This window comes from Streptomyces sp. NPDC001515 (genome assembly GCF_053597115.1).
Window position 1 is genome coordinate 201104 of the sequence record NZ_JBSFHN010000008.1, and the last position, 22716, is coordinate 223819.

At 75.2% G+C, this 22716-nt stretch carries 19 protein-coding genes; 10 read left to right on the forward strand and 9 right to left on the reverse strand.

What is annotated here, in order from left to right; genetic code table 11:
* The first annotated feature begins 2 nt into the window (after positions 1 to 2).
* On the forward strand, positions 3 to 410 hold the full coding sequence (gene msrB / locus ACWCXC_RS11920; protein WP_450684988.1) for a peptide-methionine (R)-S-oxide reductase MsrB: 408 nt from the start codon (positions 3 to 5) through the stop codon (positions 408 to 410).
* Positions 411 to 476: 66 nt separating this feature from the next.
* Here the strand turns inward: msrB and ACWCXC_RS11925 are convergent, their stop codons facing one another.
* The 4 genes from ACWCXC_RS11925 to ACWCXC_RS11940 form a co-directional block, all read right to left on the reverse strand.
* The gene (locus ACWCXC_RS11925; protein WP_450888371.1) at positions 477 to 2144 is read right to left on the reverse strand and encodes a serine/threonine-protein kinase; all 1668 of its coding nucleotides are present in this window, start codon (positions 2142 to 2144) and stop codon (positions 477 to 479) included.
* A gap of 143 nt (positions 2145 to 2287) precedes the next feature.
* On the reverse strand, positions 2288 to 2746 hold the full coding sequence (locus ACWCXC_RS11930) for a hypothetical protein (protein ID WP_450684990.1): 459 nt from the start codon (positions 2744 to 2746) through the stop codon (positions 2288 to 2290).
* Between the two features lie 123 nt (positions 2747 to 2869).
* Positions 2870 to 5293, reverse strand: coding sequence for a GTPase-associated protein 1-related protein (locus tag ACWCXC_RS11935; protein WP_450888373.1), 2424 nt, complete (start codon positions 5291 to 5293; stop codon positions 2870 to 2872).
* Between the two features lie 215 nt (positions 5294 to 5508).
* On the reverse strand, positions 5509 to 6129 hold the full coding sequence (locus tag ACWCXC_RS11940; protein ID WP_450684992.1) for an L-threonylcarbamoyladenylate synthase: 621 nt from the start codon (positions 6127 to 6129) through the stop codon (positions 5509 to 5511).
* A gap of 243 nt (positions 6130 to 6372) precedes the next feature.
* Here ACWCXC_RS11940 and ACWCXC_RS11945 point away from each other — a divergent pair, with 243 nt between their 5' ends.
* Positions 6373 to 6819, forward strand: coding sequence for a MarR family winged helix-turn-helix transcriptional regulator (locus tag ACWCXC_RS11945; protein ID WP_450684993.1), 447 nt, complete (start codon positions 6373 to 6375; stop codon positions 6817 to 6819).
* Between the two features lie 106 nt (positions 6820 to 6925).
* On the opposite strand, the gene ACWCXC_RS11950 is transcribed toward ACWCXC_RS11945, so the two are convergent.
* Positions 6926 to 8914 (reverse strand): RICIN domain-containing protein, encoded by a 1989-nt coding sequence (locus ACWCXC_RS11950; RefSeq protein ID WP_450888376.1) that lies wholly within the window; start codon positions 8912 to 8914, stop codon positions 6926 to 6928.
* Positions 8915 to 9089: 175 nt separating this feature from the next.
* On the opposite strand from ACWCXC_RS11950, the gene ACWCXC_RS11955 reads away from it, so the two are divergent.
* The 4 genes from ACWCXC_RS11955 to ACWCXC_RS11970 all read left to right on the forward strand — a co-directional run bounded on the left by ACWCXC_RS11955 (position 9090) and on the right by ACWCXC_RS11970 (position 12833).
* Entirely contained in the window at positions 9090 to 9281 is a 192-nt protein-coding gene (locus tag ACWCXC_RS11955; RefSeq protein WP_450684995.1) for a hypothetical protein, read from the forward strand.
* A 293-nt stretch (positions 9282 to 9574) separates the two neighbouring features.
* On the forward strand, positions 9575 to 10603 hold the full coding sequence (gene tdh, locus ACWCXC_RS11960; protein ID WP_450888378.1) for an L-threonine 3-dehydrogenase: 1029 nt from the start codon (positions 9575 to 9577) through the stop codon (positions 10601 to 10603).
* A 38-nt stretch (positions 10604 to 10641) separates the two neighbouring features.
* Positions 10642 to 11835, forward strand: coding sequence for a glycine C-acetyltransferase (locus ACWCXC_RS11965; RefSeq protein ID WP_450888380.1), 1194 nt, complete (start codon positions 10642 to 10644; stop codon positions 11833 to 11835).
* A 56-nt stretch (positions 11836 to 11891) separates the two neighbouring features.
* Positions 11892 to 12833, forward strand: a complete 942-nt coding sequence (locus ACWCXC_RS11970; protein ID WP_450888382.1) for a LysR family transcriptional regulator — start codon at positions 11892 to 11894, stop codon at positions 12831 to 12833.
* Positions 12834 to 13070: 237 nt separating this feature from the next.
* On the opposite strand, the gene ACWCXC_RS11975 is transcribed toward ACWCXC_RS11970, so the two are convergent.
* Both ACWCXC_RS11975 and ACWCXC_RS11980 read right to left on the reverse strand, forming a co-directional pair.
* Positions 13071 to 15674: an FtsX-like permease family protein gene (locus ACWCXC_RS11975; RefSeq protein WP_450888384.1), complete on the reverse strand. Its 2604-nt coding sequence runs from the start codon at positions 15672 to 15674 to the stop codon at positions 13071 to 13073.
* A complete protein-coding gene (locus ACWCXC_RS11980; RefSeq protein WP_450888386.1) occupies positions 15671 to 16381 on the reverse strand; it encodes an ABC transporter ATP-binding protein in 711 nt (236 codons plus the stop codon). The genes ACWCXC_RS11975 and ACWCXC_RS11980 overlap by 4 nt, the downstream gene beginning before the upstream one ends.
* A 171-nt stretch (positions 16382 to 16552) precedes the next feature.
* Between ACWCXC_RS11980 and ACWCXC_RS11985 the strand changes: the two genes are divergently transcribed.
* Both ACWCXC_RS11985 and ACWCXC_RS11990 read left to right on the forward strand, forming a co-directional pair.
* Positions 16553 to 17782: a sensor histidine kinase gene (locus tag ACWCXC_RS11985; protein ID WP_450685001.1), complete on the forward strand. Its 1230-nt coding sequence runs from the start codon at positions 16553 to 16555 to the stop codon at positions 17780 to 17782.
* Positions 17770 to 18429 carry a LuxR C-terminal-related transcriptional regulator gene (locus tag ACWCXC_RS11990; protein ID WP_450888389.1) on the forward strand — a complete coding sequence of 220 codons (660 nt, stop codon included), beginning with the start codon at positions 17770 to 17772 and terminating at the stop codon, positions 18427 to 18429. The genes ACWCXC_RS11985 and ACWCXC_RS11990 overlap by 13 nt, the downstream gene beginning before the upstream one ends.
* A 90-nt stretch (positions 18430 to 18519) precedes the next feature.
* Here the strand turns inward: ACWCXC_RS11990 and ACWCXC_RS11995 are convergent, their stop codons facing one another.
* Positions 18520 to 18906, reverse strand: coding sequence for a VOC family protein (locus ACWCXC_RS11995; RefSeq protein ID WP_450685003.1), 387 nt, complete (start codon positions 18904 to 18906; stop codon positions 18520 to 18522).
* Between the two features lie 74 nt (positions 18907 to 18980).
* Here ACWCXC_RS11995 and ACWCXC_RS12000 point away from each other — a divergent pair, with 74 nt between their 5' ends.
* Together ACWCXC_RS12000 and ACWCXC_RS12005 are read left to right on the forward strand one after the other, a co-directional pair.
* The gene (locus ACWCXC_RS12000; RefSeq protein WP_450685004.1) at positions 18981 to 19631 is read left to right on the forward strand and encodes a nucleoside/nucleotide kinase family protein; all 651 of its coding nucleotides are present in this window, start codon (positions 18981 to 18983) and stop codon (positions 19629 to 19631) included.
* Positions 19632 to 19714: 83 nt separating this feature from the next.
* Positions 19715 to 20845, forward strand: coding sequence for a M24 family metallopeptidase (locus ACWCXC_RS12005; RefSeq protein WP_450888391.1), 1131 nt, complete (start codon positions 19715 to 19717; stop codon positions 20843 to 20845).
* A 22-nt stretch (positions 20846 to 20867) separates the two neighbouring features.
* Here the strand turns inward: ACWCXC_RS12005 and treZ are convergent, their stop codons facing one another.
* On the reverse strand, positions 20868 to 22610 hold the full coding sequence (treZ, locus tag ACWCXC_RS12010; RefSeq protein WP_450888393.1) for a malto-oligosyltrehalose trehalohydrolase: 1743 nt from the start codon (positions 22608 to 22610) through the stop codon (positions 20868 to 20870).
* Positions 22611 to 22716 lie beyond the last annotated feature (106 nt).

Below are 22716 nucleotides of genomic sequence, written 5' to 3' on the forward strand. Positions count from 1 at the left end.
CCGTGCCGTACGACATCGAGAAGTCCGACGAGCAGTGGCGGGCGGAGCTCTCCCCCGCCGAATACGCCGTGCTGCGCGACGCGGGCACCGAGCCCGCCTTCGTCGGCGAATACACCGACACCACGACCGAGGGCGTCTACTCCTGCCGCGCCTGCGGCGCCGAGCTGTTCCGCTCCGACACCAAGTTCGCGTCGCACTGCGGCTGGCCGTCCTTCTACGACCCCAAGGACACCGACGCGGTCGAACTGCTCCAGGACCGCAGCCACGGCATGGTCCGCACCGAGGTGCGCTGCGCCCGCTGCGGCTCGCACCTGGGCCATGTCTTCGAGGGCGAGGGCTACCCCACCCCGACGGACCAGCGGTACTGCATCAACTCGATCTCGCTGAGGCTCACGCCCGACGAGGGCTGAGCCCCCGCGGCCCCGCCGTCGCGCCCGCGCCGTTCCCACGGCGGCCGACGGCGGGGCCGCCGTGCGTCAGCCGGCGTTCCGCGCCCCGACCGCCGCCCAGGCACGGGGCTGGAGCACGGTGACCACGAGCGCGACGGCCGCCCAGGCGCCCACCCCGATCGCCGCCGAGGCGAACGCGGAAAGACCGGTCCCGGCGGCCAGCAGACCCGCCAGCACGACACCGTTCAGCAGACCGGCGGCCGAGCCCGCGGCGGCCTGCCACGCGGGCCTGCCCGCCACCGTCGCGACGCCCACCCGGATGCCCATGCCGCCCAGGATCAGGACGGGACCGCCGAGGACCGCCGCCAGCAGCGCCGTCCACCACGGCGACGGGGGCCAGGCCAGCAGGAACACGGTCGCGAGCACGGTGCAGAGCACCCCCATGCCGGCCACGCCCGTGTCCGGGTCCGTCCGGTCGTCCGCCGCCACGGTCGGCGCCCCCAGGAACGCCGCCGCCAGCGCGACCAGGAAGACCGGCACGCACACGGCGACGGTCCAGAACGCGGACCAGCCGGTCAGCAGCGTGACCTGGGCCCCCAGACCGCCGGTGGCGAGCACCGCGTTCCACGACGCGATGCGCCCGGACCCCGGAACGGACGGGGCATGCGCGGGGGTACGGGCGCCGGGCGCCGCGTCCGCCCGCGCGGACGACGGCGACGGGGCCGCGTCGGCGGGGCCGGCGGCCCGGGGCGGGGGAGCGGTGTCCGGCTCCCCGGTGACCCGGGGCGGGGGCGGCAGGTCCGGCTCCCCGGGGGTACGGCCCCGGCCGCGCGGGGCGTCGGCCGTGGGCGCCCCCGCGAACGCCAGAGCGTCGGGCGGCACGGCCCCGGGCGCGGGCGGCCGCACCTCGCGCACGGTGCCGGCCGGCAGCGCGCGCAGGCTCGCGGAGACCGCCTCGGCCGTCGCCGGCCGGTCGTCCGGGTCCTTGTTCAGCAGGGCGGCGACCAGCCGGTCCAGGGCGGCCGGGACATCCGGGCGCAGGCTCCGCACCGGCTCCGGCGTGCCGTTGAGGTGCTGGGCCAGCACCGACCAGCCCATCCCCTCGAAGGGCGGCCTGCCCACCAGGAGTTGGTACAGCAGACAGCCCAGCGAGTAGAGGTCGCTGCGGCCGTCGAGGGTGCGCTCGCCGCGCACCTGCTCGGGCGACATGTACGCGGGCGTGCCGATCGCCGCCCCCGTGCCCGTCAGCCCCGCGCCGGACTCCTCGACCAGCCTGGCGATCCCGAAGTCGCAGATCTTCAGGTCGAGTTCGCCGTCCCCGTACACCATGACGTTGGCCGGCTTGATGTCCCGGTGGACGACACCGGCCCGGTGGGCGGCGGCCAGACCGGCGCAGATCTGGAGCGCCCAGGCCACCACCGTCTCGACGCTCCGCCGCTCGACGGCGTCGAAGGAGGCCATGGAGCGGCCGGGGACCAGCTCCATGACCAGGAAGAGGATCGGCTGCCCGTCGACCAGGGCCTCGCCGTGGTCGTGGATGGTGACGATCCGCGGGTGCGTCAGCCGCGCGGTGGCCCGTGCCTCCTGGCGGAAGCGCGCGGCCGACTCGCCGGTGGCGGGCGCGTTCTGGGCGATCACCTTGACGGCCACATCGCGGTCGAGCCGCGCGTCGACGGCCCGCCAGACCTGGCCCATCCCGCCGGCTCCGAGCTTCTCCACCAGCCGGTAGCGGTTGTCGAGCACCTCGCCGCGCACTGGCTTCTCCCCCTCGTTCGTCGTGTCCGGGCTCCCGGACCCGGTGGTGCGGCCCTCGGACCACGAGGCAGAAGCCTACGCAGCGACCGGCCGTGACACACGCCGCCCGGGGAACCCGCCCGCACCCCGCCCGGCGTGCCGCGTCAGGACTCGTCCGTCTCCGGCTTCAACAGCGGGTGCGCCACCCCGGGGAAGACCCGGGCCCGCACGACCTCCTCCGCCGAACCGCCCCGCACCACCGTCTCGGCGACGCCCCAGGGCCGCCCGGCCAGCCGCACGAGCAGGGTGTACGAGGCGGAGCAGCCCAGGCACTCGTACCGGTCGACCCACGTCTCCACGTCCGTGGTGCTCCCCGGGTAGCGCGCCACGTGCCGGTGGAGCGCGTGGCAGCGCGCGCACCGCTCGCCCGGCTCGCAGGTGCCGCCGCAGGGGCACGGCACGTCGAGGGAGTCCGCGGGCCGCCAGCGCTGGGTGAGCACGGCCTCGCGGGTGGCGCCCATGTCCTTCATCGCCTTGAGGTTCCGGGCCGCCACGTTGTACGACTCACCGGTGGCCGCCATCCGGTCGCGGATGACGTCCTTGCGGCCGCGGTTCGTCGTCACGTCGTTCCTCCTGGGGTTCACGCAGCCCGCCAGGAGCCCATGAGATCGGTACCCGTCCACGGTACCCGGCGGCGCGCACGGCCCGCGACACGCGCCGGGCCGGGAGGCGCGTACGCCCCCGGCTCAGGCCCGGCGGACCCGGCCCGCGATGCGGCGGCCGAGCTGTCCGAGGGTGCGCCGGCCCCGGCGGTTCCAGTCGCGGAAGGCGTCCGCCCGGCCGCTGCTGCCGGAGCGGCCCACGGCCTCCTCGACGGCGGCGACCCGCTCGGCGGAGAGCGTGCGCACGACCGGGCGCAGCACCTCCTCCAGCAGGGCGGCCGAGGCCCGGCTCCAGTCGGCGCCCGCGTGCGGATGGGCGGTCCAGACGGTGAAGCAGTCGGCGGCGTACGACGGGTCGGCGGCGAGCCGGGTCCGGACACCGGGGGTGCGGGCCGCCCGGTCGTAGGCGGCGACGAGATCGGCGTCGCAGCTGTGCACCAGCGCGTACAGCTCGGCCTCCGGCCGGTCCGGGGCCAGCAGCCGGGCGGCGAGCGCCCCGAAGGCGTGGCCGAGGACCTGCGGCTCGACCGGCTCGGCGTCCCCGCGCAGCCCGAGGGCCCGCTCCGTCCATCCGGGCGCGGCTGTGTCCGCGCGCAGCTCACCGGCGAACTCCAGGAGCAGCAGCGCCCCGCGCTCGCGGTCCCCGATCTCCCGCGGGAAGGCGCGCAGCAGGTCATGGGCGAGGAGCGGCGCCTCCTCGTCGTCCTCGGGCGCGCCCAGGGCGGCGGCGACCAGATGGGCCCAGGTGCCGGCGGTGCGGTGGGCGTCCGAGGTGGCCGTTTCCAGGAGCAGCCGGGCCTCGCCCGCCGTGGGCGCGCCGTCCTCCCACACCAGCCCCACGGCCGTCCGCAGCACCAGCGGCTCCGCGAAGGGAGACAGGCCGCCGGCGCGCAGCACCCGGTGCATGGCGCCGACCCGGTCCGCCCCGCAGCCGGCCTTCGCCTCCGGCCCCTGCGCGCACATCCGCAGGTGCGGCAGCGACTGCGTGCCGGTGAACGGCAGCGGCACCCGCCCCAGCAGCCGTTCCACGGCCGAGGGGTCCTGCGGCGCGATCCGGTCCAGGGCGCCGAGCAGCGCCGTACGGACGTCGAACTGTTCGTCCATCAGCTCCAGCAGCGCAGGTGCCCAGGCCGGTTCGCCGCCGGGTCCGGCCAGCAGGGCCGGGGCGAGCCGGCGCACGACCGAGGGCAGCAGCTCCGCGCAGTCCACGCCGAGCAGCCGGGCCACCCGCAGCAGCTGCACGGTCCTCGCCACGTCCAGGCCGACGCCCGCGCCGCCCAGTTCGGTCAGGATCTCCGGGCCGAGGACCGAGGCGACGGCCGCTCCCTCGGGCCCGTCGAAGGCGCTGCGGCCCGGCAGTTCCACGGAGGCGTTGCCGCCGCGCACCGCCTCGGTGACCAGCATCGCGGCCAGCGGGGCGGTGGTCGTGGCGGGGGAGCGTCCGTCGAGTGCGGCGAACAGCCGTCCGGCGGCGTCGAATTCGGGGCCGGTGCGGTCGTCGACGCCCGGGGCGGTCAGTGCCTCGACGAGCTGCCGGGTCCGCTTGCCGTCCAGCGCGTACGGCCGCTCGGCGGCCCAGGACGCGGCGGCGGCCCGCCCGCCCGGCCCCAGGGCGATGCCCGCGCACAGGGCCGTCACCGCGAGCGGCCCGGCGGCGAACGGCTCCCCGGGCAGCGCGGCGGCCTCCCGGAACAGCTCGGGGGCGCGGCCCCGCCAGATCCGCGCGGCGGTCTCCGCCCAGGCGTCCGTCACCGGCCCCTCCGGACGGGTCCCGGCGCAGCGGTGCACGTACAGCTCCGGACCGGTCAGCTCGTCGGCGTCCGGCGGCAGCACCCCGACGACCCGCTGCGGCGCGGTCAGCGGGTGCCGGGTGTACGTGGTGAACGTCAGCCGCTCGGCGGCGTCGGCGGGCAGGGCGACGCAGGCCAGCGCGATCCACCGGGCCACGTCCGCGCTCTGGGGCTCGACCAGCACGATCCGCCCGGCCCCCTCGTCCCGGCACAGCCGCCGCAGATCCGCCAGCACCCCGGCGAGCCACGGCCCCCGGGACACCGCGAAATCGTTCAGTCCCTCCCGGTCGCCGGCCCGCCCGGCGGCCGGTCCGTCCAGCGGTCCCGGCGCCCCGCGCTCCGGCGTCGACGCCGCCCAACGGGCGCTCCGGCAGGCGGTGATGGGCAGCGTCCCGCCGGGCAGCCGGCTGCCCGGCGGCAGGTGCACCGCGTGCGCGTGAAAGCCCGTCCCGGCCGCCGACGCGCCCCGCACCGCCACGGTCCGCGCCAGCAGATGCCCCCCGTCGGCCAGCGCGCTGAAGCTGTACGCCTCCGGAAGCGCCCGCAACGCGGCGTCGGACAGCCCGGATTCCGCTCCGGCGGGCGGCTCGTACGCCAGCAGCGCCTCCGCCTCGCTCAGCACGGAGGCCGGTATCTCCGCGTCCACCGCGCCGAACCGCCCGGAGACCGCTCCCTCCCCGTCCGCCGCCGAGGTGTAGTGCAACTGTGCGAGGCTCATGCGTCGGCTCTCTTCGTCCTGCCGTGAAGGTCCCCTGCCACCCGCACCCGCCCCCGCGGTGGCAGCGCCGTCCCGGCAGAGAGCGGCGACCCCGGCGGGGAGTGCTCCGCAGTCGCTGGGGCGACGCTATCAAGGACCCGCACACCCGTGCGGCGAGACGGCGGAGCACACCGCGGACGCCTGCGGCGCGGCCCCCGCGCGCGCGGCCCTCCCCGCTACTCGAAGCGCGAGGTGTCGCCCGCTCCCCGCCGTACGATCTCCGGCTCCCCGCCGGAGAAGTCGATGACGGTGGTCGGTTCGGTGCCGCAGTCGCCGGAGTCCACGACGATGTCGACCTCGTGGTCGAGGCGTTCCTTGATCTCCCAGCCCTGGGTGAGGGGTTCGGCCTCGTCGGGCAGGAGGAGGGTGCTGGAGAGCAGGGGTTCGCCGAGTTCGGCCAGGAGGGCCTGGACGACGGTGTGGTCGGGGATGCGGACGCCGACGGTCTTCTTCTTCGGGTGCAGGAGCTGGCGCGGCACCTCCTTCGTCGCCGGGAGGATGAAGGTGTACTGGCCCGGGGTGGCCGCCTTCACGGCGCGGAAGACGTCGTTGTCGATGTGGACGAACTGGCCCAGCTGCGCGAAGTTCTGGCACATCAGGGTGAAGTGATGACGGTCGTCCAGGTTGCGGATCGTGCGGATGCGGGAGAGGCCGTCGCGGCTGCCGAGCTGGCAGCCGAGCGCGTAACAGGAGTCCGTCGGATACGCGACGAGTGCTCCGGAGCGGATGCTTTCGGCCACGCTGGTGATGCTGCGGGGCTGGGGGTTGTCCGGGTGTACGTCGAAATACTTCGCCATCCGGCGAGTCTACGGCCGGAGCGGCGGGCGGTTCGCGGCGAAAGCGGAAGGCGCGGCCTCCGGGAACGGGGAGACAACCGTTTCGGGTGGCGATCGCCGTTCAAACCCTTTTCGGCCATGCCGTGTGGTGGATGTGTAGCGTACATACTGCATGCATCGTGCACACAATCTGTGATATATCTGCACAGAGGGGTCGCCGTCCCGGCAGGAGGGGGCGGTGCCCGGAGCCGTTGGGAGCCGCGCGTGGACATGCCTGTGGACCGGATCGAGTTCGAGACGATGCTGCTCGGCCGGCACATGAGTCTGCTGACCTCGCGCGGCGGCGGGCGGCTGGACCGGAGCGCGTACATCCTCCTCAGCCGGATCCGGGTCCAGGGGCCCATGTCCATCGGCCAGTTGAGCGACGCCTTCGGACTGGACACCTCGACCCTCAACCGGCAGACCGCCGCCATGCTCCGCGCGGGCGTCGTCGAGCGCATCGCGGACCCGGACGGCGGCATCGCCCGCAAGTTCGTCATCACCGAGGAGGGCCGGCGCCGGCTCGACAAGGACCGCGCGGAGAACCGCGAGGGGCTCCAGCGGGTGCTGGCCGAGTGGACGCCGCAGGAGGCGGCCCGCTTCGCGGACGATCTGGCCCGGCTCAACCGGGACATCGAGCGCCTGGACGGGCGGCCCTGGCCGCGCGACTGAACGGGGGCGGGCGGGACGCCCTCCTGGGCGCCCCGCCCCCTCCGGCCGTCGCCGGCCTCCGTCCCGCCGTCGCCGGGTCCGGCCCCGCCGCCGTCGGCCCTCCGTCTCAGCCCGCCCCGGTGAACGTCCACGTCTGGATGGCCGAGGACGTCGCCGCCCGCTGGGTCAGCGCGGCGCCGTTCACCGAGGAGGCGGCCGTCAGCAGCAGCCCGCTGCGCCGGCTCGCCAGGGTGTAGCCGCCGCCCGGCACGGGTGTCGCGGTCCAGCGCTGGTTGTCCGTGCCGGCGCACGGCCACTGGATGACCGCGGCGCCCGCCTGTGTCGTGTTGCCCTCGACATCGGCGCACAGACCGCTCTCGACGTTCTTCAGCGTGTACGTGCCGTCACCGGCGGCGGTCACGTTCCACTGCTGGTTGGGACCCCCGTTGCGCAGCCAGCCGACCAGCCGGGTGCCCGGTGCCGTCGCGTGCGCCGGTACGTCGATCGCCTGGGTGCCGGCCGTGATCACGGCGGTGCCCGTCGGAGGTCCGGACGGCGCGACGCATCCCGGCGAGGACTGGTGCGCGCCCCGGTCGGGGACGCAGCCCGCCGGGACCGTACCGCCGAAGTAGTCGCGCCCACCCGCGTCCGCCACCACCGCGCCGTTCGCCAGCGCCGAGGAGCCCGCCGCGAGCCGGTAGCCGTCGGCGTCGGTGCGCGAGGTCGCCGTCCCGGGCGCGGTCAGCTTCGGGTCGGCCGTCACCTTGTGGGCGTCGGTCGGCTCACCGGCCGGATGCGTGCCGTAGAAGACGTTCGAGTCGAAGCCGAGGGCCGTGGCGTTCACATAGCTCGCCTCGGCCGTCGCGACGTGGAAGACGTTGTTGGTGAACACGGCGTTGGCTGCCGTGGACCCGTTCGCGTTGTTGACGATCTGCACCGGATCGGAGAGATAGAAGGTGTTGTTGTGGATCCGGGTGTTCGTGGTCTTCGCGCAGACGAGGTCGAAGAGCTGGCCCCCGTCGTTCTGGCTGATGTTGTAACGGACGACGTTGCCGTCGGTCGTCGAGCCCGAGCCGTTGCACAGGAGGATGAAGCCGCCCTCGTTGTCGTGGCTGTAGTTGTACTGGTAGACCGTGCGGATATTGGCCTCGTCGACGTCGAGGCCCTGCCCGTCGCACTCGCTCCGGCCGCCGCTCACCTCGTTGAACTGGTACAGCGCGTCAACCGTGTTCCAGCCCCAGATGCCCGCCGCGCAGTGCTGCGGCTCGCGCTCGCGGAACCCGTCGACGCGGTTGTACTCGACGAGCGCCCCCTCGGTGTGGTGCGGCACGATCGCGTCGCCGCCGATGTCCGTGACGGTGTTGCCCCGGATCACCACCCGGGTCTGCGGCGTCCACGTCCCGCAGGTCGTCCCGCAGTTGGCGTTGTTCAGTTTCGGACGGCTCATCCACCGGGTCCAGAAGTGGATTCCGTAACGGTCCACCGTGCGTACCGTGTTGTCCGCGACGACCACGTCGTCGAACCGGGTCGGCGTCGTGTTCCCCAGGACCTCGAAGAAGATGCCGGCGCTGGCGTCGTCGTCCTTCTTCGTCCGATTGCCGTTCACGTCGTGGATGTCGAGGCCGCTCAGCCGGTAGTGGGTGCCGGTGCCCGAGTCCGTGCGGGTGATGTGCACGCCGCGCCGGGTGGCCTCGGCCGCCCCGTGGTTGGAGATCTCCAGATCACGGATCTCCCAGTACTGCTGGTCCGCGAGCCGGACCACATCGGTGACCAGGCCGTTGCCCGCCAGGACGGGCTTCGCGCCCGTGCCGTACGCGGCGACGGTGACCGGTGCCCCCGCCGCGCCGGAGCCCTTGGGGAAGAGCTGCTGGCCGGTGCAGGTGGAACCCCGTCGGAGCAGGATCGAGTCACCCGGCCCGAACGTGTGCGCGTTCACCGCCGCCAGCGCGTTCCACGGTGCGGACGCGCTGCCGTCGCCGGCGGACGCCGCCGCGCAGTCGACGTAGAAGGACCGTGCGGCGGCCGGGGCGGCCGCGGGCGCGGGCGTCGCGGCCAGGAGGGACGCCAGGGGCGGTAACAGGGCCGCGAGGAGGAGCGTGGTGCGACGTGCGGTCATGGGGGACTCCCGCGTGTGGGTGGAAGGCTTGCGAGCCTGAAATCGGACAGCAGACGTCTGACGCCTGCTCACCGTAGGAGGGGCCGAGCCAGTGGTCAAGACCTCTTCACCCGCCGCCCGAGTACGGTGGCGATCGGCGGCCCCGGTCGCCGCGCTCCGCCAGTCCACTCGGGCAATGGGGTTACCGAATGGCCGAGTTGGAGCTCTCGGCGGGAACCACGCCGAGGTCATCGCCCACCGCGTCGGCGAACCCTTCGGCTCGCTCGTCCTCGCCGTCGCCGTGACCGCGGACAGCGGCACCCTCATCCCCGAGGACCGGCCGCAGGAGCCGGCGCGGCACCCGAGGGCGTTCCTGGTCGAGGAGTGAGCGCCGAGGAGTGAGCGCGGTGGCCCCGGACCGTCCCGGGGCCACCGCGCCCCCCGTACGGAGCAGTGGCCGCCGGGCGTGAAGCCAGGCTGCGGGCGTGCTTAAGAAAACCTCGATGGACCTGGGGCGCGGGGTACGGCAGATTGCTCCGTGACGGCGGAGGATGGTGCGCGGCAGCCGGACGAAGCGCGCTGCCATGCCGTCCCTCTCACTTCCCCGGGCCGCAGGCTTCCTCAGGCATGCCCCCGGCCCGGGGACATCAACGCCGCACCACGCACCAGGGAGCCGCAGCCGTGAAGGCACTCGTGAAGCAGAAGGCCGAGCCGGGACTCTGGCTGATGGACGTGCCCGAACCGCAGACCGGCCCCTCCGACGTGCTGATCAAGGTGCTCCGCACCGGCATCTGCGGCACCGACCTCCACATCCGCGCCTACGACGGATGGGCCCAGCAGGCCGTCACCACCCCGCTCGTCCTCGGCCACGAGTTCGTGGGCGAGGTCGCCGCGATCGGCGCCGACGTCGTGGACGTCGCCGTGGGCGACCTGGTCAGCGGCGAGGGCCACCTCGTCTGCGGCAAGTGCCGCAACTGCCTGGCCGGCCGCCGCCACCTGTGCCGCTCCACCGTCGGCCTGGGCGTCGGCCGCGACGGGGCCTTCGCGGAGTACGTCGCGCTGCCCGCCTCCAACGTGTGGGTCCACCGGGTCCCCGTCGACCTCGACGTCGCCGCGATCTTCGACCCCTTCGGCAACGCCGTGCACACCGCCCTGTCCTTCCCACTGGTCGGCGAGGACGTCCTGATCACCGGCGCCGGCCCGATCGGCATCATGGCCGCCGCCGTCGCCCGGCACGCCGGCGCCCGCAACGTCATGATCACCGACGTCAGCGAGGCCCGCCTGGAACTGGCCCGCAAGGTCGGCGTCAGCCTCGCCCTCGACGTCTCCGCGCGGACCATCGCCGACGGCCAGAAGGAACTGGGCCTGCGCGAGGGCTTCGACATCGGCCTGGAGATGTCCGGCCGCCCCGAGGCCATGCGCGACATGATCGCCAACATGACCCACGGCGGCCGGATCGCCATGCTCGGACTGCCCTCCGAGGAGTTCGCCGTCGACTGGGCCCGGATCGTCACCTCCATGATCACGGTCAAGGGCATCTACGGCCGCGAGATGTACGAGACCTGGTACGCCATGTCCGTCCTGCTGGAGGGCGGACTCGACCTCGCCCCCGTGATCACCGGCCGGTACGGCTACCGCGACTTCGAGGCGGCCTTCGACGACGCCGCGAGCGGGCGCGGCGGCAAGGTCATCCTCGACTGGACCGCCTGAGCCCTGTCCGTACCAGTCCCGACCCCTAAGGAACCGGCATGTTCGACTCCGTACGCGACGACCTGCGCACCACCCTCGAAGAGATCGAGGCCGCCGGGCTGCACAAGCCCGAGCGCGTCATCGGCACCCCGCAGTCCGCGACCGTGGCCGTCACCTCCGGCGGGCGCCCCGGCGAGGTGCTGAACTTCTGCGCCAACAACTACCTGGGCCTCGCCGACCACCCCGAGGTGATCGCCGCCGCCCACGAGGCGCTGGACCGCTGGGGCTACGGCATGGCCTCGGTCCGCTTCATCTGCGGCACCCAGGAGGTCCACAAGGAGCTGGAGCAGCGGCTCTCCGCCTTCCTGGGCCAGGAGGACACGATCCTCTACTCCTCCTGCTTCGACGCCAACGGCGGCGTGTTCGAGACGATCCTCGGCCCCGAGGACGCGGTCGTCTCCGACGCCCTCAACCACGCCTCGATCATCGACGGCATCCGCCTCTCCAAGGCCAAGCGCTTCCGCTACGCCAACCGCGACATGGCCGACCTGGAGCAGCGGCTCAAGGAGGCGTCCGGGGCCCGGCGACGGCTCATCGTCACCGACGGCGTCTTCTCCATGGACGGATACGTCGCCCCGCTGCGCGAGATCTGCGACCTCGCCGAGCGCTACGACGCCATGGTCATGGTCGACGACTCGCACGCCGTGGGCTTCGTCGGCGCCGGCGGCCGGGGCACCCCCGAGCTGCACGACGTCATGGACCGCGTCGACATCATCACCGGCACCCTCGGCAAGGCCCTCGGCGGCGCCTCCGGCGGCTATGTCGCCGCCCGCGCCGAGATCGTCGCCCTGCTGCGCCAGCGCTCGCGCCCGTACCTCTTCTCCAACTCGCTCGCCCCGGTCATCGCGGCGGCCTCCCTGAAGGTCATCGACCTGCTGGAGTCCGCCGGGGACCTGCGCGAGCGGCTCAACGCCAACACCGCGCTCTTCCGTTCCCGGATGACCGAGGAGGGCTTCGACATCCTGCCCGGCGACCACGCCATCGCCCCCGTCATGATCGGGGACGCGGCGAAGGCAGGCCGGATGGCGGAGCTGCTCCTGGAGCGCGGTGTGTACGTGATCGGGTTCTCGTACCCGGTCGTCCCGCAGGGCGCGGCCCGGATCCGCGTCCAGCTCTCGGCGGCCCACTCGACGGCCGACGTCAACCGGGCCGTCGACGCCTTCGTCGCCGCCCGCGCGGCTCTGGAGAGCTGATCCCGGCCGGTCGCGGGGGCGGTCAGGGCGCCCCCGCGACCTGGGACAATAGGCACATGATCGATGCACGGCGGCTGCGCGTCCTGCGCGCGGTGGCGGACCACGGCACGGTGACCGCCGCGGCCGCCGCCCTGTACCTGACCCCCTCCGCCGTCTCCCAGCAGCTCGCCGCCCTGGAGCAGGAGACCGGCCACCACCTCGTCGAGCGCGGTTCGCGCGGCGCCCGGCTCACCCCGGCCGGTGAGATCCTCCTCACCCACACCAATGAGGTGCTGGCCCAGCTGGAGCGGGCGGAGGCCGAACTCGCCGCGTACGGATCGGGCGAGGCCGGCACGGTCACCGTCGCCGCCTTCGCCACCGGCATCGGACGGGTTCTCGCCCCCGCGATCGCGGGGCTGAGCCGGACCGCCCCCGGGATCAAGGTCCGCGTCCAGGACGCGGAGGGCGATGCCAGCGTCCCCATGGTCCTCGGCCGGCAGGCCGATGTGGCCGTCGCCGTCGAGTACCGGGGCACGCCCGGCGAGGACGACCGCCGGCTGACCCGCGTTCCCCTGTACTCGGAACCCTTCGACGCCGTGCTCCCCGTCGGGCACCGGCTGGCCGGACAGGACGAGGTGGCCGTCGCCGACCTCGCCAAGGACGGCTGGATCGGCCCCTACCCCGGCAACCCCTGCCACGACGTCGTCGTTCTGGCCTGCGAGTACGCCGGTTTCGCACCCAACCTCGAACACTCCTCGGACGACTTCCACGCGGTCGTCGCCCTCGCCGGCGCCGGCGCCGGGGTGGCCCTCGTCCCCCGCTCCGCCCTCAGCGGCACCACCCCGCCCGGCGCCGTCGTCCGCCCGGTCCGGGGCACCGCCCCGACCCGCCGCGTCTTCGCCGCCGTCCGCCGCGGCACCGAGGCCCACCCGCTCATCGCCCCGGTCCTGGCCGCCCTGGCGGGGGCGGCGGCCGACGATCCGCTGCGCGCGGGACCGGACCGGGAGGGGGCGGGCTGAGGCGCGGTGAGCCCGGCTCGGACCGTGTGGCCTCTCGCCGTGCCCCGTGCCCCGTGCCCCGTGCCCCGTCCCATGGCCCGTGTGCCCGACCCCTCGGGCCCCGACCCCGGGCGGTGTCCGGCATCCCCGGCTGCCTCGTGCGCCTGCGCGCCCGCCCCCATACACCCGCGTACGAGCCAGGTGGCACACACCTGAAGACGAGGCCCCGGCGGGCGACGGCGAACGGCCGGACAGGCCCTATCCCCGCCGCTTGGCCGCCCCGCCCCGCCCCAGCAGCGTGCCCGCCGTCGCGGCCGTGGCCACGGCGGCCACCAGGAGGGCGTACCGCTCGGGGGGCAGATAGGGCGGTCCGCCCGTCACGGGGAGGGCGAACGCGAGGAGGGGGACGGCCGCGACCGCGGTGCCGATGAGCAGGCCGGCCACGGTGACCAGGACGGTTTCGACGAGGCGCATCCGCCGGACCTGGGCACGGCTCGCGCCGACCAGGCGGAGCAGGCGGAACTCGGGGCGCCGGCCTGCGGTGATGAGGGCGAGGGTGCTGACCACCGAGAGGAGGGCGAAGCCGCCGATCACGCCGACGCCGATGAGGACGAGCGCGTCGTCCCCGTCGGAGGAGGGGGAGATCCGGACGTCGTCGGGTGCCGCCGGGCGGACGGAGAGACCCGCGTAGGGGGCGAGCGCGCGCCGTACGGCGGCCGCCGCGTCCTCGCCGCCCGCCGAGCGGACCAGGATCCGCTGGTCGTGCGGGGCGGTGACATGGCCGGTGAGGGCCCGGCGGGGGAGCAGGAACTCACCGACGCCCAGGGAGCGTTCGTAGACCGCGACGACGGTGGGGCGGATCTGTGTGCCGTCGCCGAGCCGCAGCCGCACCCGGTCGCCCACACCGGCCCCGAGGCTGTCGGCCCGGTCCTCGCCGAGGGCGATCGTGTCGCGGCCGGTGAGGCGGGAGAGCGCGCCGGCCGTCACCCGGGGGTCGAGCGTCGCGGCGAGCCCGTCCGGGGTGACGCCGAGGACGGGGAAGCTGTCCAGTACCGGATCGCCGGCCTCCCGGTGGGCGAGAACGACGGTCGAGCGCAGGACACCCGTCGCCGCCGCGACCCCGGGGGCCCCGCGCACGGCGTCCGCCGCGCCACCGGGGACACCGGTGGCGGGGCCCGTCACCACGAGGTCCGCCCGCAGCGCGTCCGCCGCCTGCCGGGCGGAGGCCCGCTCCAGCGTGCTGCCCGCCGCGAGCTGCACGCAGACGAACGCGACGACCAGCACGATCGGGGTGAGCGCGGCCCCCAGCCTGCGGTGGTGCGTGGCGGCGGACCGGGCGGCGAGGAAGCCGGAGGCCCCGCCCGCGCGCCGGGCCGGGGCGCCCAGGACCCGCATCGCGCCCCGGGCGATCCACGGACCGAGCAGCGCCACCGCGATGATCAGCGCGGTGGCCGCGCCCGAGGCGGCGATCGCGGCCCCCTGCCCGCCCTGGGCCGCGGCCGCGCCCGCCGAGCCGAGCCCCGCGAACCCGGCCAGCGCCCCGGCGCCGGTCCGCAGCCGGCCCGGCCGGTCCGGCTCCGGGGCCCCTGCCGCGCTGAGCGCCGCCGCCGGGCGCAGCCGGGTGATCGGACGGGCGGCGAGCAGCGCCACCGGCCGCGCCGCCAGCGCGACGACCAGCGCACCGGCCGCCCCCGCCGCGCCCGGCAGCCACCAGGGGACCGGCAGCGGCAGCGGGTCCGTGGCCAGCTCGGACCGCATCAGCAGCCCCAGCGGCACCGAGGCGACCGCGCCCAGCAGCGCCGCGGCGGCCGTCACCCGGCCCGCCTCGCGCCCGATCGCCGACCGGAGCTGGCGGGGGGTGGCCCCGACCGCACGCAGCAGCGCCAGCTCGCCGGAGCGCTGGTGGACGGCCTGGGCCAGCGTCGTGCCGATCACGAGCAGCGCGACCATGACGACCGTCCCGGAGATCGCCGCCAGCATCTCGGTCAGTGCGTCGCGTCCGCCGATCGCGCCCAGGTGCTCGGCCGCCCCGCGCCCGTCACCCGTCAGCACCCGGGGCCCGCGCTCGCCGCCGTGCCGCCCGGACACGGCCTTCTCCAGCGAGGCGCGCAGCGCGCCTCCGGAGACCCCGTCCCGGGCGACCACGCCGATGGCGTCGACCGTGCCGGGGTGCCCGGCGAGCGCGGTCAGCCGGGCCCCGGTGAAGAACACGGCCGGTCCGCCGCCGTGCGCACCGGACGCGATCCCGGTGACGGTGTAGGACCGGGGCGTCCCGTCCGTCCGGAGCAGGATCCGCCGGCCCGGTCCGCCGGACCCCGCGAGGGAGCGGTCCACGACCACCTCGGACCCGGTCCTCGGCGCGCGCCCCTCGGCCAGCCGGTACGGGGTGAGCACCGCGGATTCCCAGGAGCGGCCCTCCGCCGCCTCGCCCGTGCCCGTCGTGACGGGCACCGTGTCGTCCGCCACGGCCCGTGCCACCCCGTCGGCGGCGGCCACCCGGGCCAGGACCGAACGGTCCAGCCGCACCCGCTCGGGCAGATCCGCGCGCACGGTCTCCGGTTCGCCGCCCCAGGGCTTCGCGGTGTACGTGACGCGCTGGTCGGCCACCACGACCGCGTCCGCCCCGGTGTAGCGATCCACCGGGGGCCGCGCCAGCAGCAGTGTTCCGATCACCAGCGCGAACGCGCCCAGCAGCGCCGAGGCGGCGACCGCCGACGCGAACACCGCCGCCCAGGCCCTGCGGTGGTGCGTCAGGGAACGGCGGGCCAGGAAGGCCGAGGCCCGCCGCACCCCGTGCCGCGCCGGGGGGCCGGTGCGGCGCACGTCGTGGTTCCGGTCCGTCCGTGTAGCGGTGCGGTTCATCGCAGCCGGCCCCCGTCCATGGTCAGCACGGTGTCCGCCCAGCTCGCCGCCACCGGGTCATGGGTGACCATCACGACCGTACGGCCGTCCAGCCGCACCGCGTCCCGCAGCAGACCGAGCACCAGGGCCGCCGCCTCCGGGTCCAGCGAGGCGGTCGGTTCGTCGGCGAAGACGACATCGGGCTCGGTCACCAGCGCGCGGGCCACCGCGACCCGCTGCTGCTGGCCGCCGGAGAGCGTGCCCGGGGCGTCGTCCGCCCGGCCGGACAGGCCCACCCGCTCCAGCAGCAGCCGCCCCCGGTCCCGCACCCGCGTGCTCCGGGGGTCGGCCCCGGCCAGGACCAGCGGCAGCACCACGTTCTCCACGATGGACAGCGAGGGCACCAGATTGAGTGCGTGGGACTGGAAGACGAATCCGATCCGGTCCCGGCGCAGCCGGGTCAGCGCGGCCTCGGAGAGCGAGCCGAGATCGGTGCCCGCGATGCGCACGGTCCCGGAGGTCGGCCGGTCCAGGCCCGCCGCGCACTGGAGCAGCGTGCTCTTGCCGGAGCCCGAGGGCCCGACCACGGCGGTGAAGCCGCCCACCGGCACCGCGCAGCTCACCGCGTCCAGCGCGACCGTCTCCCGGCCGCTGCCCGGCCGCCCGTGCCGCCGGGTCACCGCCGTCAGCTCCAGCGCCGCAGCGCGCACCGTCGTGGTTGTCTCCACCGTGAACCCCTCGTTCCTGCCCCGTACCTTCTGACCTGCGTAAACGGTAGAAGCGGCGGCCAGGCGCGGGCGAGGGTGCGCGGTCCCGGGCGGGGGTGCAGCGGGCTACACCCCCGGCCCGGGGGCCGTCCCTCCTCCGGGGGCGGGCCCGCCCCCGTACCGTGGTGCGACATGAGCACCGCCCCCGCCCCGCTGACGACCGCGATCCGAAGATCGTGGCGGGCCTCCCGCTATCTGCTCATCGGCATCCCGGTCGCGCTCTGCGCCTACGTCGCCACGTTCCTGGTGGTGGCGGTGCTGCTCTTCGCGGCCGTGCTCATCGGGCTGCCCGCGCTTCCGGAGGCGGCGAAGGTGCTGCACCGGTGGGCGGAGTGCGAACGACGCAGGGCGGCGGCGTACCTGGGCGTTCCCTGCCATCCGATCGCGCCTCCGGCGTACGGCGACGGCGAACTCGGCGAGCGGGTGCGGCGGGTGCTCACCGACCCCGTGGTGCGGCGCGAGGCGCTGTGGCTGCCGTTCCAGGCGCTCGCGGGCAACCTCCTGGGCTACGCCACGATGGTGCTGTGGCCGGTGGGGCTGCTGGTGGACGGGGCCGTGCTGCCCGTGATGCTGCTGCTGGATCGGCGGGCCGCCGACGAGTACGGCACCGAACCTCCCGAGCGGCCCGGTCTCGTGCTGCGCTGGCACCCCGTCCTCGCCCGGCTCGCGGCCGACTGGACCCGGGCGCTGCTCACCCCGCCGCAGTCCGCCGCGCTCGCCGCGCGCGTCGCGGAACTGACGGAGAGCCGGGCGGGCGCGGTCGAGGCGCACGGCGCCGAACTCCGCCGCATCGAACGGGATCTGCACGACGGCGCCCAGGCGAGGATCGTCGCCCTGTCGATGCGCATCGGCCTGGCCAAACAGCTCCTGGACCGCGATCCGGCCGCCGCCCGGCAGCGCCTGGACGAGGCCCAGGACGGGGTCGACGCCGCCCTCGCGGAGCTGCGGCACGTGGTGCGCGGCATCCACCCGCCGGTCCTCACCGACCGGGGACTCGCGGGCGCCGTACGGGCGCTGGCGGCCGACTGCGCCGTCCCGGTCGCCGTGGACCTCGACGGGATCGACGAGACGAACCGGCTGCCGGCCGCCGTCGAGGCCGCCGCCTATTTCGTCGTGGCCGAAGCGCTCACCAACATCGGCAAGCACAGCGGCGCCACGGCCGCGACCGTACGGATCCACCGGGCCCCCGGCACGCTCTCCGTCGCCATCGGGGACGATGGGCACGGCGGCGCGGAGGAACGCGGCGGCAGCGGACTGGTCGGGATCAGACGGCGCATCGCCGCCCTGGACGGCACCACCCGCATCAGCAGCCCCCTCGGGGGGCCGACGGACATCGAGGTGGAGCTGCCGTGCGGATCGTGATCGCCGAGGACAACGCCCTGCTGCGGGAGGGGCTCATCCTGCTCCTCACCAGCTCGGGCCATGAGGTCGTGGCCGACGCGGCGGCCGGCCCCGAGGTCCTGCCGGCCCTCCTGGAGCACCGCCCGGACGCCGCCGTCCTCGACGTACGCCTGCCCCCGACCTTCCGCGACGAGGGGCTGCGCGCCGCCGTCGCCGCCCGCGAACAGCTGCCGGAGCTGCCGATCCTGGTCCTCTCCCAGTACGTCGAGGAGACGTACGCCGCCGAACTGCTCGCCCGGGGCGCGCAGGGCATCGGCTATCTCCTCAAGGACCGGGTGGGCCGGGTCGACGAGTTCCTGGAGGCGCTGGACCGGGTGGTGGCGGGCGGCACCGCGCTCGACCCCGAGGTGGTCGGCCAGCTCCTCACCCGCAAGGCGTCCGCGAAACCCCTGATGAGCCTCACCCCGCGCGAGCGCGAGGTGCTGGAACTGATGGCCCAGGGCAAGGCGAACGGCACCATCGCCGCCAAACTCGTCGTCACCGAACGGGCGGTGAGCAAGCACATCGGCTCCATCTTCGCCAAGCTCGGCCTGGAGGCCGACGACGGCTCCGTCCACCGCCGGGTCCTCGCCGTCCTCGCCTACCTGGACGGAACAGCGCCCCGCTGACGCCCGGCCCCGTTCGCCGCCCGGCCGGCCACGGCGCCGACCCGCTCCGTCCGGCTCCCGGCAACGCCCTGCCGCCGGCCCGGACGACCCTCACGCGGGCTGCAGCAGGTCCCAGCGGTTGCCGTACAGGTCCTCGAAGACCGCGACCGTGCCGTACGCCTCGTGCCGGGGCTCCTCCAGGAACCGCACCCCGGCCGCCACCATGCGCGCGTGGTCGCCCGCGAAGTCCTCGGTGTGCAGGAAGAAGCCGACCCGGCCGCCGGTCTGCGCCCCGACGGCGGCCTCCTGTTCCCCGCCCTTCGCGCGGGCCAGCAGCAGTGCCGTGCCGCCGGTGCCGCGCGGGCGCACCACCACCCAGCGCGAGCCGTCGCCCCGGTCGGTGTCCTCCACCAGCTCGAAGCCGAGCGCGCCGGTGTAGAAGGCACGCGCCTCGTCGTAGTCGCGGACGACCAGGGTCACCAGGGCGATGAAGGACATGGATGCGGATTCCTCGCGGTGCGTCGGGGGACACGGGGTACGGGGCCGGGGCCCCGCACGGGAGACTATCCGGCATGGACCTCAGCGACCCCGCCGACCTGCCCGGACTCACCGCCCGCGCCCACCGTCTCGCCACGGCCGGGGGACGGCGGGTGCTCGGCATCGCCGGGCCGCCCGGCGCCGGGAAGTCGACGCTCGCGGCCCGGATCACCGAGGCGCTCGCACCGCTCGCCGTGCTCGTCCCGATGGACGGCTTCCACCTCGCCGGGGCCGAACTGGACCGGCTCGGCCGGGCGGACCGCAAGGGCGCCCCCGACACCTTCGACGCGGCCGGGTACCTCGCGCTGCTGCGCCGGCTGCGCACCCCCGAACCGGGCACGGTCGTCTACGCCCCCGCCTTCGACCGCGCCCTGGAGGAGCCGGTCGCCGGATCGGTCCCCGTACCCCCCGAGGTCCCGCTGGTCGTCACCGAGGGGAACTACCTGCTGTACGGGGAAGGGCCCTGGGCGCCGGTGCGGGACCTGCTCGACGAGGCGTGGTACCTGGAGCCGGACGACGGGGTCCGGGTGCGCCGACTGGTCGAGCGGCACGTGCGGTTCGGCCGGTCCCGGGAGGCCGCCGAGCGGTGGGTGGCCCGCTCCGACGAGGCGAACGCCCGGCTGGTCGCCCCGGGGCGCGACCGCGCCGACCTCGTCGTACGCCCCGCCCCGCCCCCGCCGTCCTGACGGACCGCCGCCTTCCGGCTCGCGGCGCGGCGCGCGGACGGGCAGGATACGGAGAGCCGTTCCGTGCCGCCAGGAGGTCCCGCATGCCCAGCCCCGACGCGCCCGCGCCGTTCACCGCAGACGACTACCGGGCCCGGATGGAGCGGGCCGCCGAGAGCGCCGCCGCCGCCGGACTGGCCGGCCTCCTCGTCGCCCCCGGCCCGGATCTCGTCTATCTGACCGGCTACCAGCCCACCGCGATCACCGAACGCCTCACCGTGCTCGTCCTCGCCGCCGGACAGGACCCGGTGCTCGTCGTGCCCACGCTGGAGGCCCCGGACGCGGAGCGGGCCGTCGGCGCCCCCGCGCTGGCCCTTCGCGACTGGACCGACGGCAAGGACCCCTACGCCGTGACCGCCCCGCTCCTCGACGCCCGGGGGCGCTTCGGCATCAGCGACAACGCCTGGGCGATGCATCTGCTGGGCTTCCAGGGGCAGTTGCCCGAAACCACCTACGCCTCGCTCACCGACGCGCTGCCCATGCTCCGCGCGGTGAAGGACGCCCATGAACTGGAGCGGATCGCCGCGGCGGGCGCCGCCGCCGACGCCGCGTACGAGGAGATCCTCGGGGTCCGCTTCGCCGGCCGCAAGGAGACCGAGGTCGCCGCCGATCTCGCCCGGCTGCTCACCGAACACGGGCATTCCCAGGTCGACTTCACCGTCGTCGGCTCCGGGCCCAACGGCGCCAACCCGCACCACGAGGCGGGGGAGCGCACCATCGAACGCGGCGACATGGTCGTCCTGGACTTCGGCGGCCTCAAGCACGGCTACGGCTCCGACACCTCCCGCACCGTCCACGTCGGCGAGCCCACCGCCGAGGAGCAGCGGGTCCACGACATCGTGCGCGAGGCCCAGGCGGCGGGGTGCGCGGCGGTGCGGCCCGGCGTCGCCTGCCAGGAGATCGACCGCGCGGCCCGCGCCGTCATCACCGAGTTCGGCTACGGGGAGCGCTTCATCCACCGCACCGGCCACGGCATCGGTGTCACCACCCATGAGCCGCCGTACATGATCGAGGGCGAGGAGCAGCCGCTGGTGCCCGGGATGTGCTTCTCCGTGGAGCCCGGCATCTATCTGCCGGGCCGCTTCGGCGTCCGTATCGAGGACATCGTCACCGTCACCGAGGACGGCGGGCGCCGTCTCAACGCCACCGCCCGCGACATGGCGATCGTCGAGTAGCGCGCCCGCCGGCCTACGGCGTTCAGTCGTCGGACAGCACCACGCACGACTCCGCCGGCAGCCGCAGCGTCCCGTCCGCCCCGGGCGGGTCGACCGGCAGCCAGGCGGCCACCACCCTGCCCCCGGAGCCCAGCGGGATCGCGGCCGGCCGCTCGCCGAGGTTCACCGCGATCCGCAGATCGCCCCGGCGCAGCACCAGCCAGCGGGCCGCTTCGTCGCAGGCCGTGCGCACCGCGCCCAGGTCCGGGTCACCGAGGTCCGGCAGGGCCCGGCGCAGCGCGATCAGCTCGCGGTACCAGGCGTGCAGCCGGGCGTGCGGTTCGCGCTCCGGCTCCTCCCAGTCCAGGCAGGAGCGGTCGCGGGTGGCGGGGTGCTGCGGGTCGGGGATCTCCTCCTCCGCCCAGCCGTGCGCGGCGAACTCCCGCCGCCTGCCGGTGCGCACGGCCTCGGCCAGCTCCGGATCGGTGTGGTCGGTGAAGAACTGCCAGGGCGTCCGGGCGCCCCACTCCTCGCCCATGAACAGCATCGGGGTGAAGGGGCCGGTCAGCACCAGCGCGGCGGCGCAGGCCAGCAGCCCGGGGGAGAGGGACGCGGACAGCCGGTCACCGAGGGCCCGGTTGCCGATCTGGTCGTGGGTCTGGGCGTAGCCGACGAAGCGGTGGGCGGGGACGCGGGCGACATCGACCGGGCGGCCGTGCCGGCGGCCCCGGAAGCTGGAGTAGGTGCCGTCGTGGAAGAAGGCGTGCGTCACCGTCTTCGCGAGCCCGGCCAGCGGCGCCCGCGCGAAGTCCGCGTAGTAGCCCTGCGACTCACCCGTCAGGGCGGTGTGCAGACAGTGGTGGAAGTCGTCGTTCCACTGCGCGTGCAGCCCGAGACCGCCCTCCTCGCGCGGTGCCGTCGTCCTCGGATCGCACAGATCGGACTCCGCGATCAGGGCGAGGGGCCGGCCCAGCTCCGCCGCGAGCGCGTCCGTGGCGGTGGACAGCTCCTCCAGGAAGGTCAGCGCCCGGGTGTCGGCCAGCGCGTGGACGGCGTCCAGCCGCAGCCCGTCCAGCCGGTAGTCGCGCAGCCAGGCCAGCGCGCTGCCCAGCAGGAACGCCCGCACCTCGTCCGAGCCCGGCGCGTCCAGATTGACCGCGGCGCCCCACGGGGTGTGGTGCGTCTCGGTGAAGTACGGGCCGAAGGCGGGCAGATGGTTGCCCGACGGGCCCAGATGGTTGTGGACCACGTCCAGGACCACGGCGAGCCCCAGCCCGTGCGCCGTGTCGACAAAGCGCTTCAGCCCCTCCGGGCCGCCGTACGGTTCGTGCACGGCCCACAGCGACACCCCCTCGTACCCCCAGCCGTGGACGCCGGGGAACGGGCAGACCGGCATCAGCGACACATGCGTGACCCCCAGCTCGGCCAGATGCCCCAGCCGGGCCGCCGCCGCGTCGAAGGTGCCCTCCCGGGTGTACGTACCGATGTGCAGCTCGTACAGCACGGCGCCCGGCAGCCCCCGCCCCGCCCAGTCGGACCGCCAGACGAACGCCCCGTGGTCGACGACCGCGCTCTCGCCGTCCGGGCCGTCCGGCTGGCGGCGCGAGCGCGGATCGGGCCGCACCGGGCCGCCGTCGAGCCGGAAGCCGTAGCGGTCGCCGTCGGCGGCCTCCGCCTCGACCGTCCACCAGCCCGCGCGCTCCGGATCGGGCCGCATCGTCCGCGCCTCACCGGCCAGCCGCAGAACGGCCGACTCCGCCTCCGGGGCCCAAACCTCGAACAACATGCGGCGCTCCCTCGTCTCCGTGTGCCGGCCCGCCGAAGCCCCGCTCACTTCTCCAGGACGCTGGATCGGGGACGTTACCGGCCGTTAGGGTCTGGTTCTGATCACT

What these genes read in the sequence shown, in the direction of transcription:
- ACWCXC_RS11935 (WP_450888373.1), bottom strand. Translation starts at nt 5,293, where the DNA reads ATGAGCCTCGCACAGTTGCACTACACCTCGGCGGCGGACGGGGAGGGA.
- ACWCXC_RS11940 (WP_450684992.1), bottom strand. Translation starts at nt 6,129, where the DNA reads ATGGCGAAGTATTTCGACGTACACCCGGACAACCCCCAGCCCCGCAGC.
- ACWCXC_RS11950 (WP_450888376.1), bottom strand. Translation starts at nt 8,914, where the DNA reads ATGACCGCACGTCGCACCACGCTCCTCCTCGCGGCCCTGTTACCGCCC.
- ACWCXC_RS11955 (WP_450684995.1), top strand. Translation starts at nt 9,090, where the DNA reads ATGGGGTTACCGAATGGCCGAGTTGGAGCTCTCGGCGGGAACCACGCC.
- ACWCXC_RS11965 (WP_450888380.1), top strand. Translation starts at nt 10,642, where the DNA reads ATGTTCGACTCCGTACGCGACGACCTGCGCACCACCCTCGAAGAGATC.
- ACWCXC_RS11970 (WP_450888382.1), top strand. Translation starts at nt 11,892, where the DNA reads ATGATCGATGCACGGCGGCTGCGCGTCCTGCGCGCGGTGGCGGACCAC.
- ACWCXC_RS11975 (WP_450888384.1), bottom strand. Translation starts at nt 15,674, where the DNA reads ATGAACCGCACCGCTACACGGACGGACCGGAACCACGACGTGCGCCGC.
- ACWCXC_RS11985 (WP_450685001.1), top strand. Translation starts at nt 16,553, where the DNA reads ATGAGCACCGCCCCCGCCCCGCTGACGACCGCGATCCGAAGATCGTGG.
- ACWCXC_RS11995 (WP_450685003.1), bottom strand. Translation starts at nt 18,906, where the DNA reads ATGTCCTTCATCGCCCTGGTGACCCTGGTCGTCCGCGACTACGACGAG.
- ACWCXC_RS12000 (WP_450685004.1), top strand. Translation starts at nt 18,981, where the DNA reads ATGGACCTCAGCGACCCCGCCGACCTGCCCGGACTCACCGCCCGCGCC.
- ACWCXC_RS12005 (WP_450888391.1), top strand. Translation starts at nt 19,715, where the DNA reads ATGCCCAGCCCCGACGCGCCCGCGCCGTTCACCGCAGACGACTACCGG.
- treZ (WP_450888393.1), bottom strand. Translation starts at nt 22,610, where the DNA reads ATGTTGTTCGAGGTTTGGGCCCCGGAGGCGGAGTCGGCCGTTCTGCGG.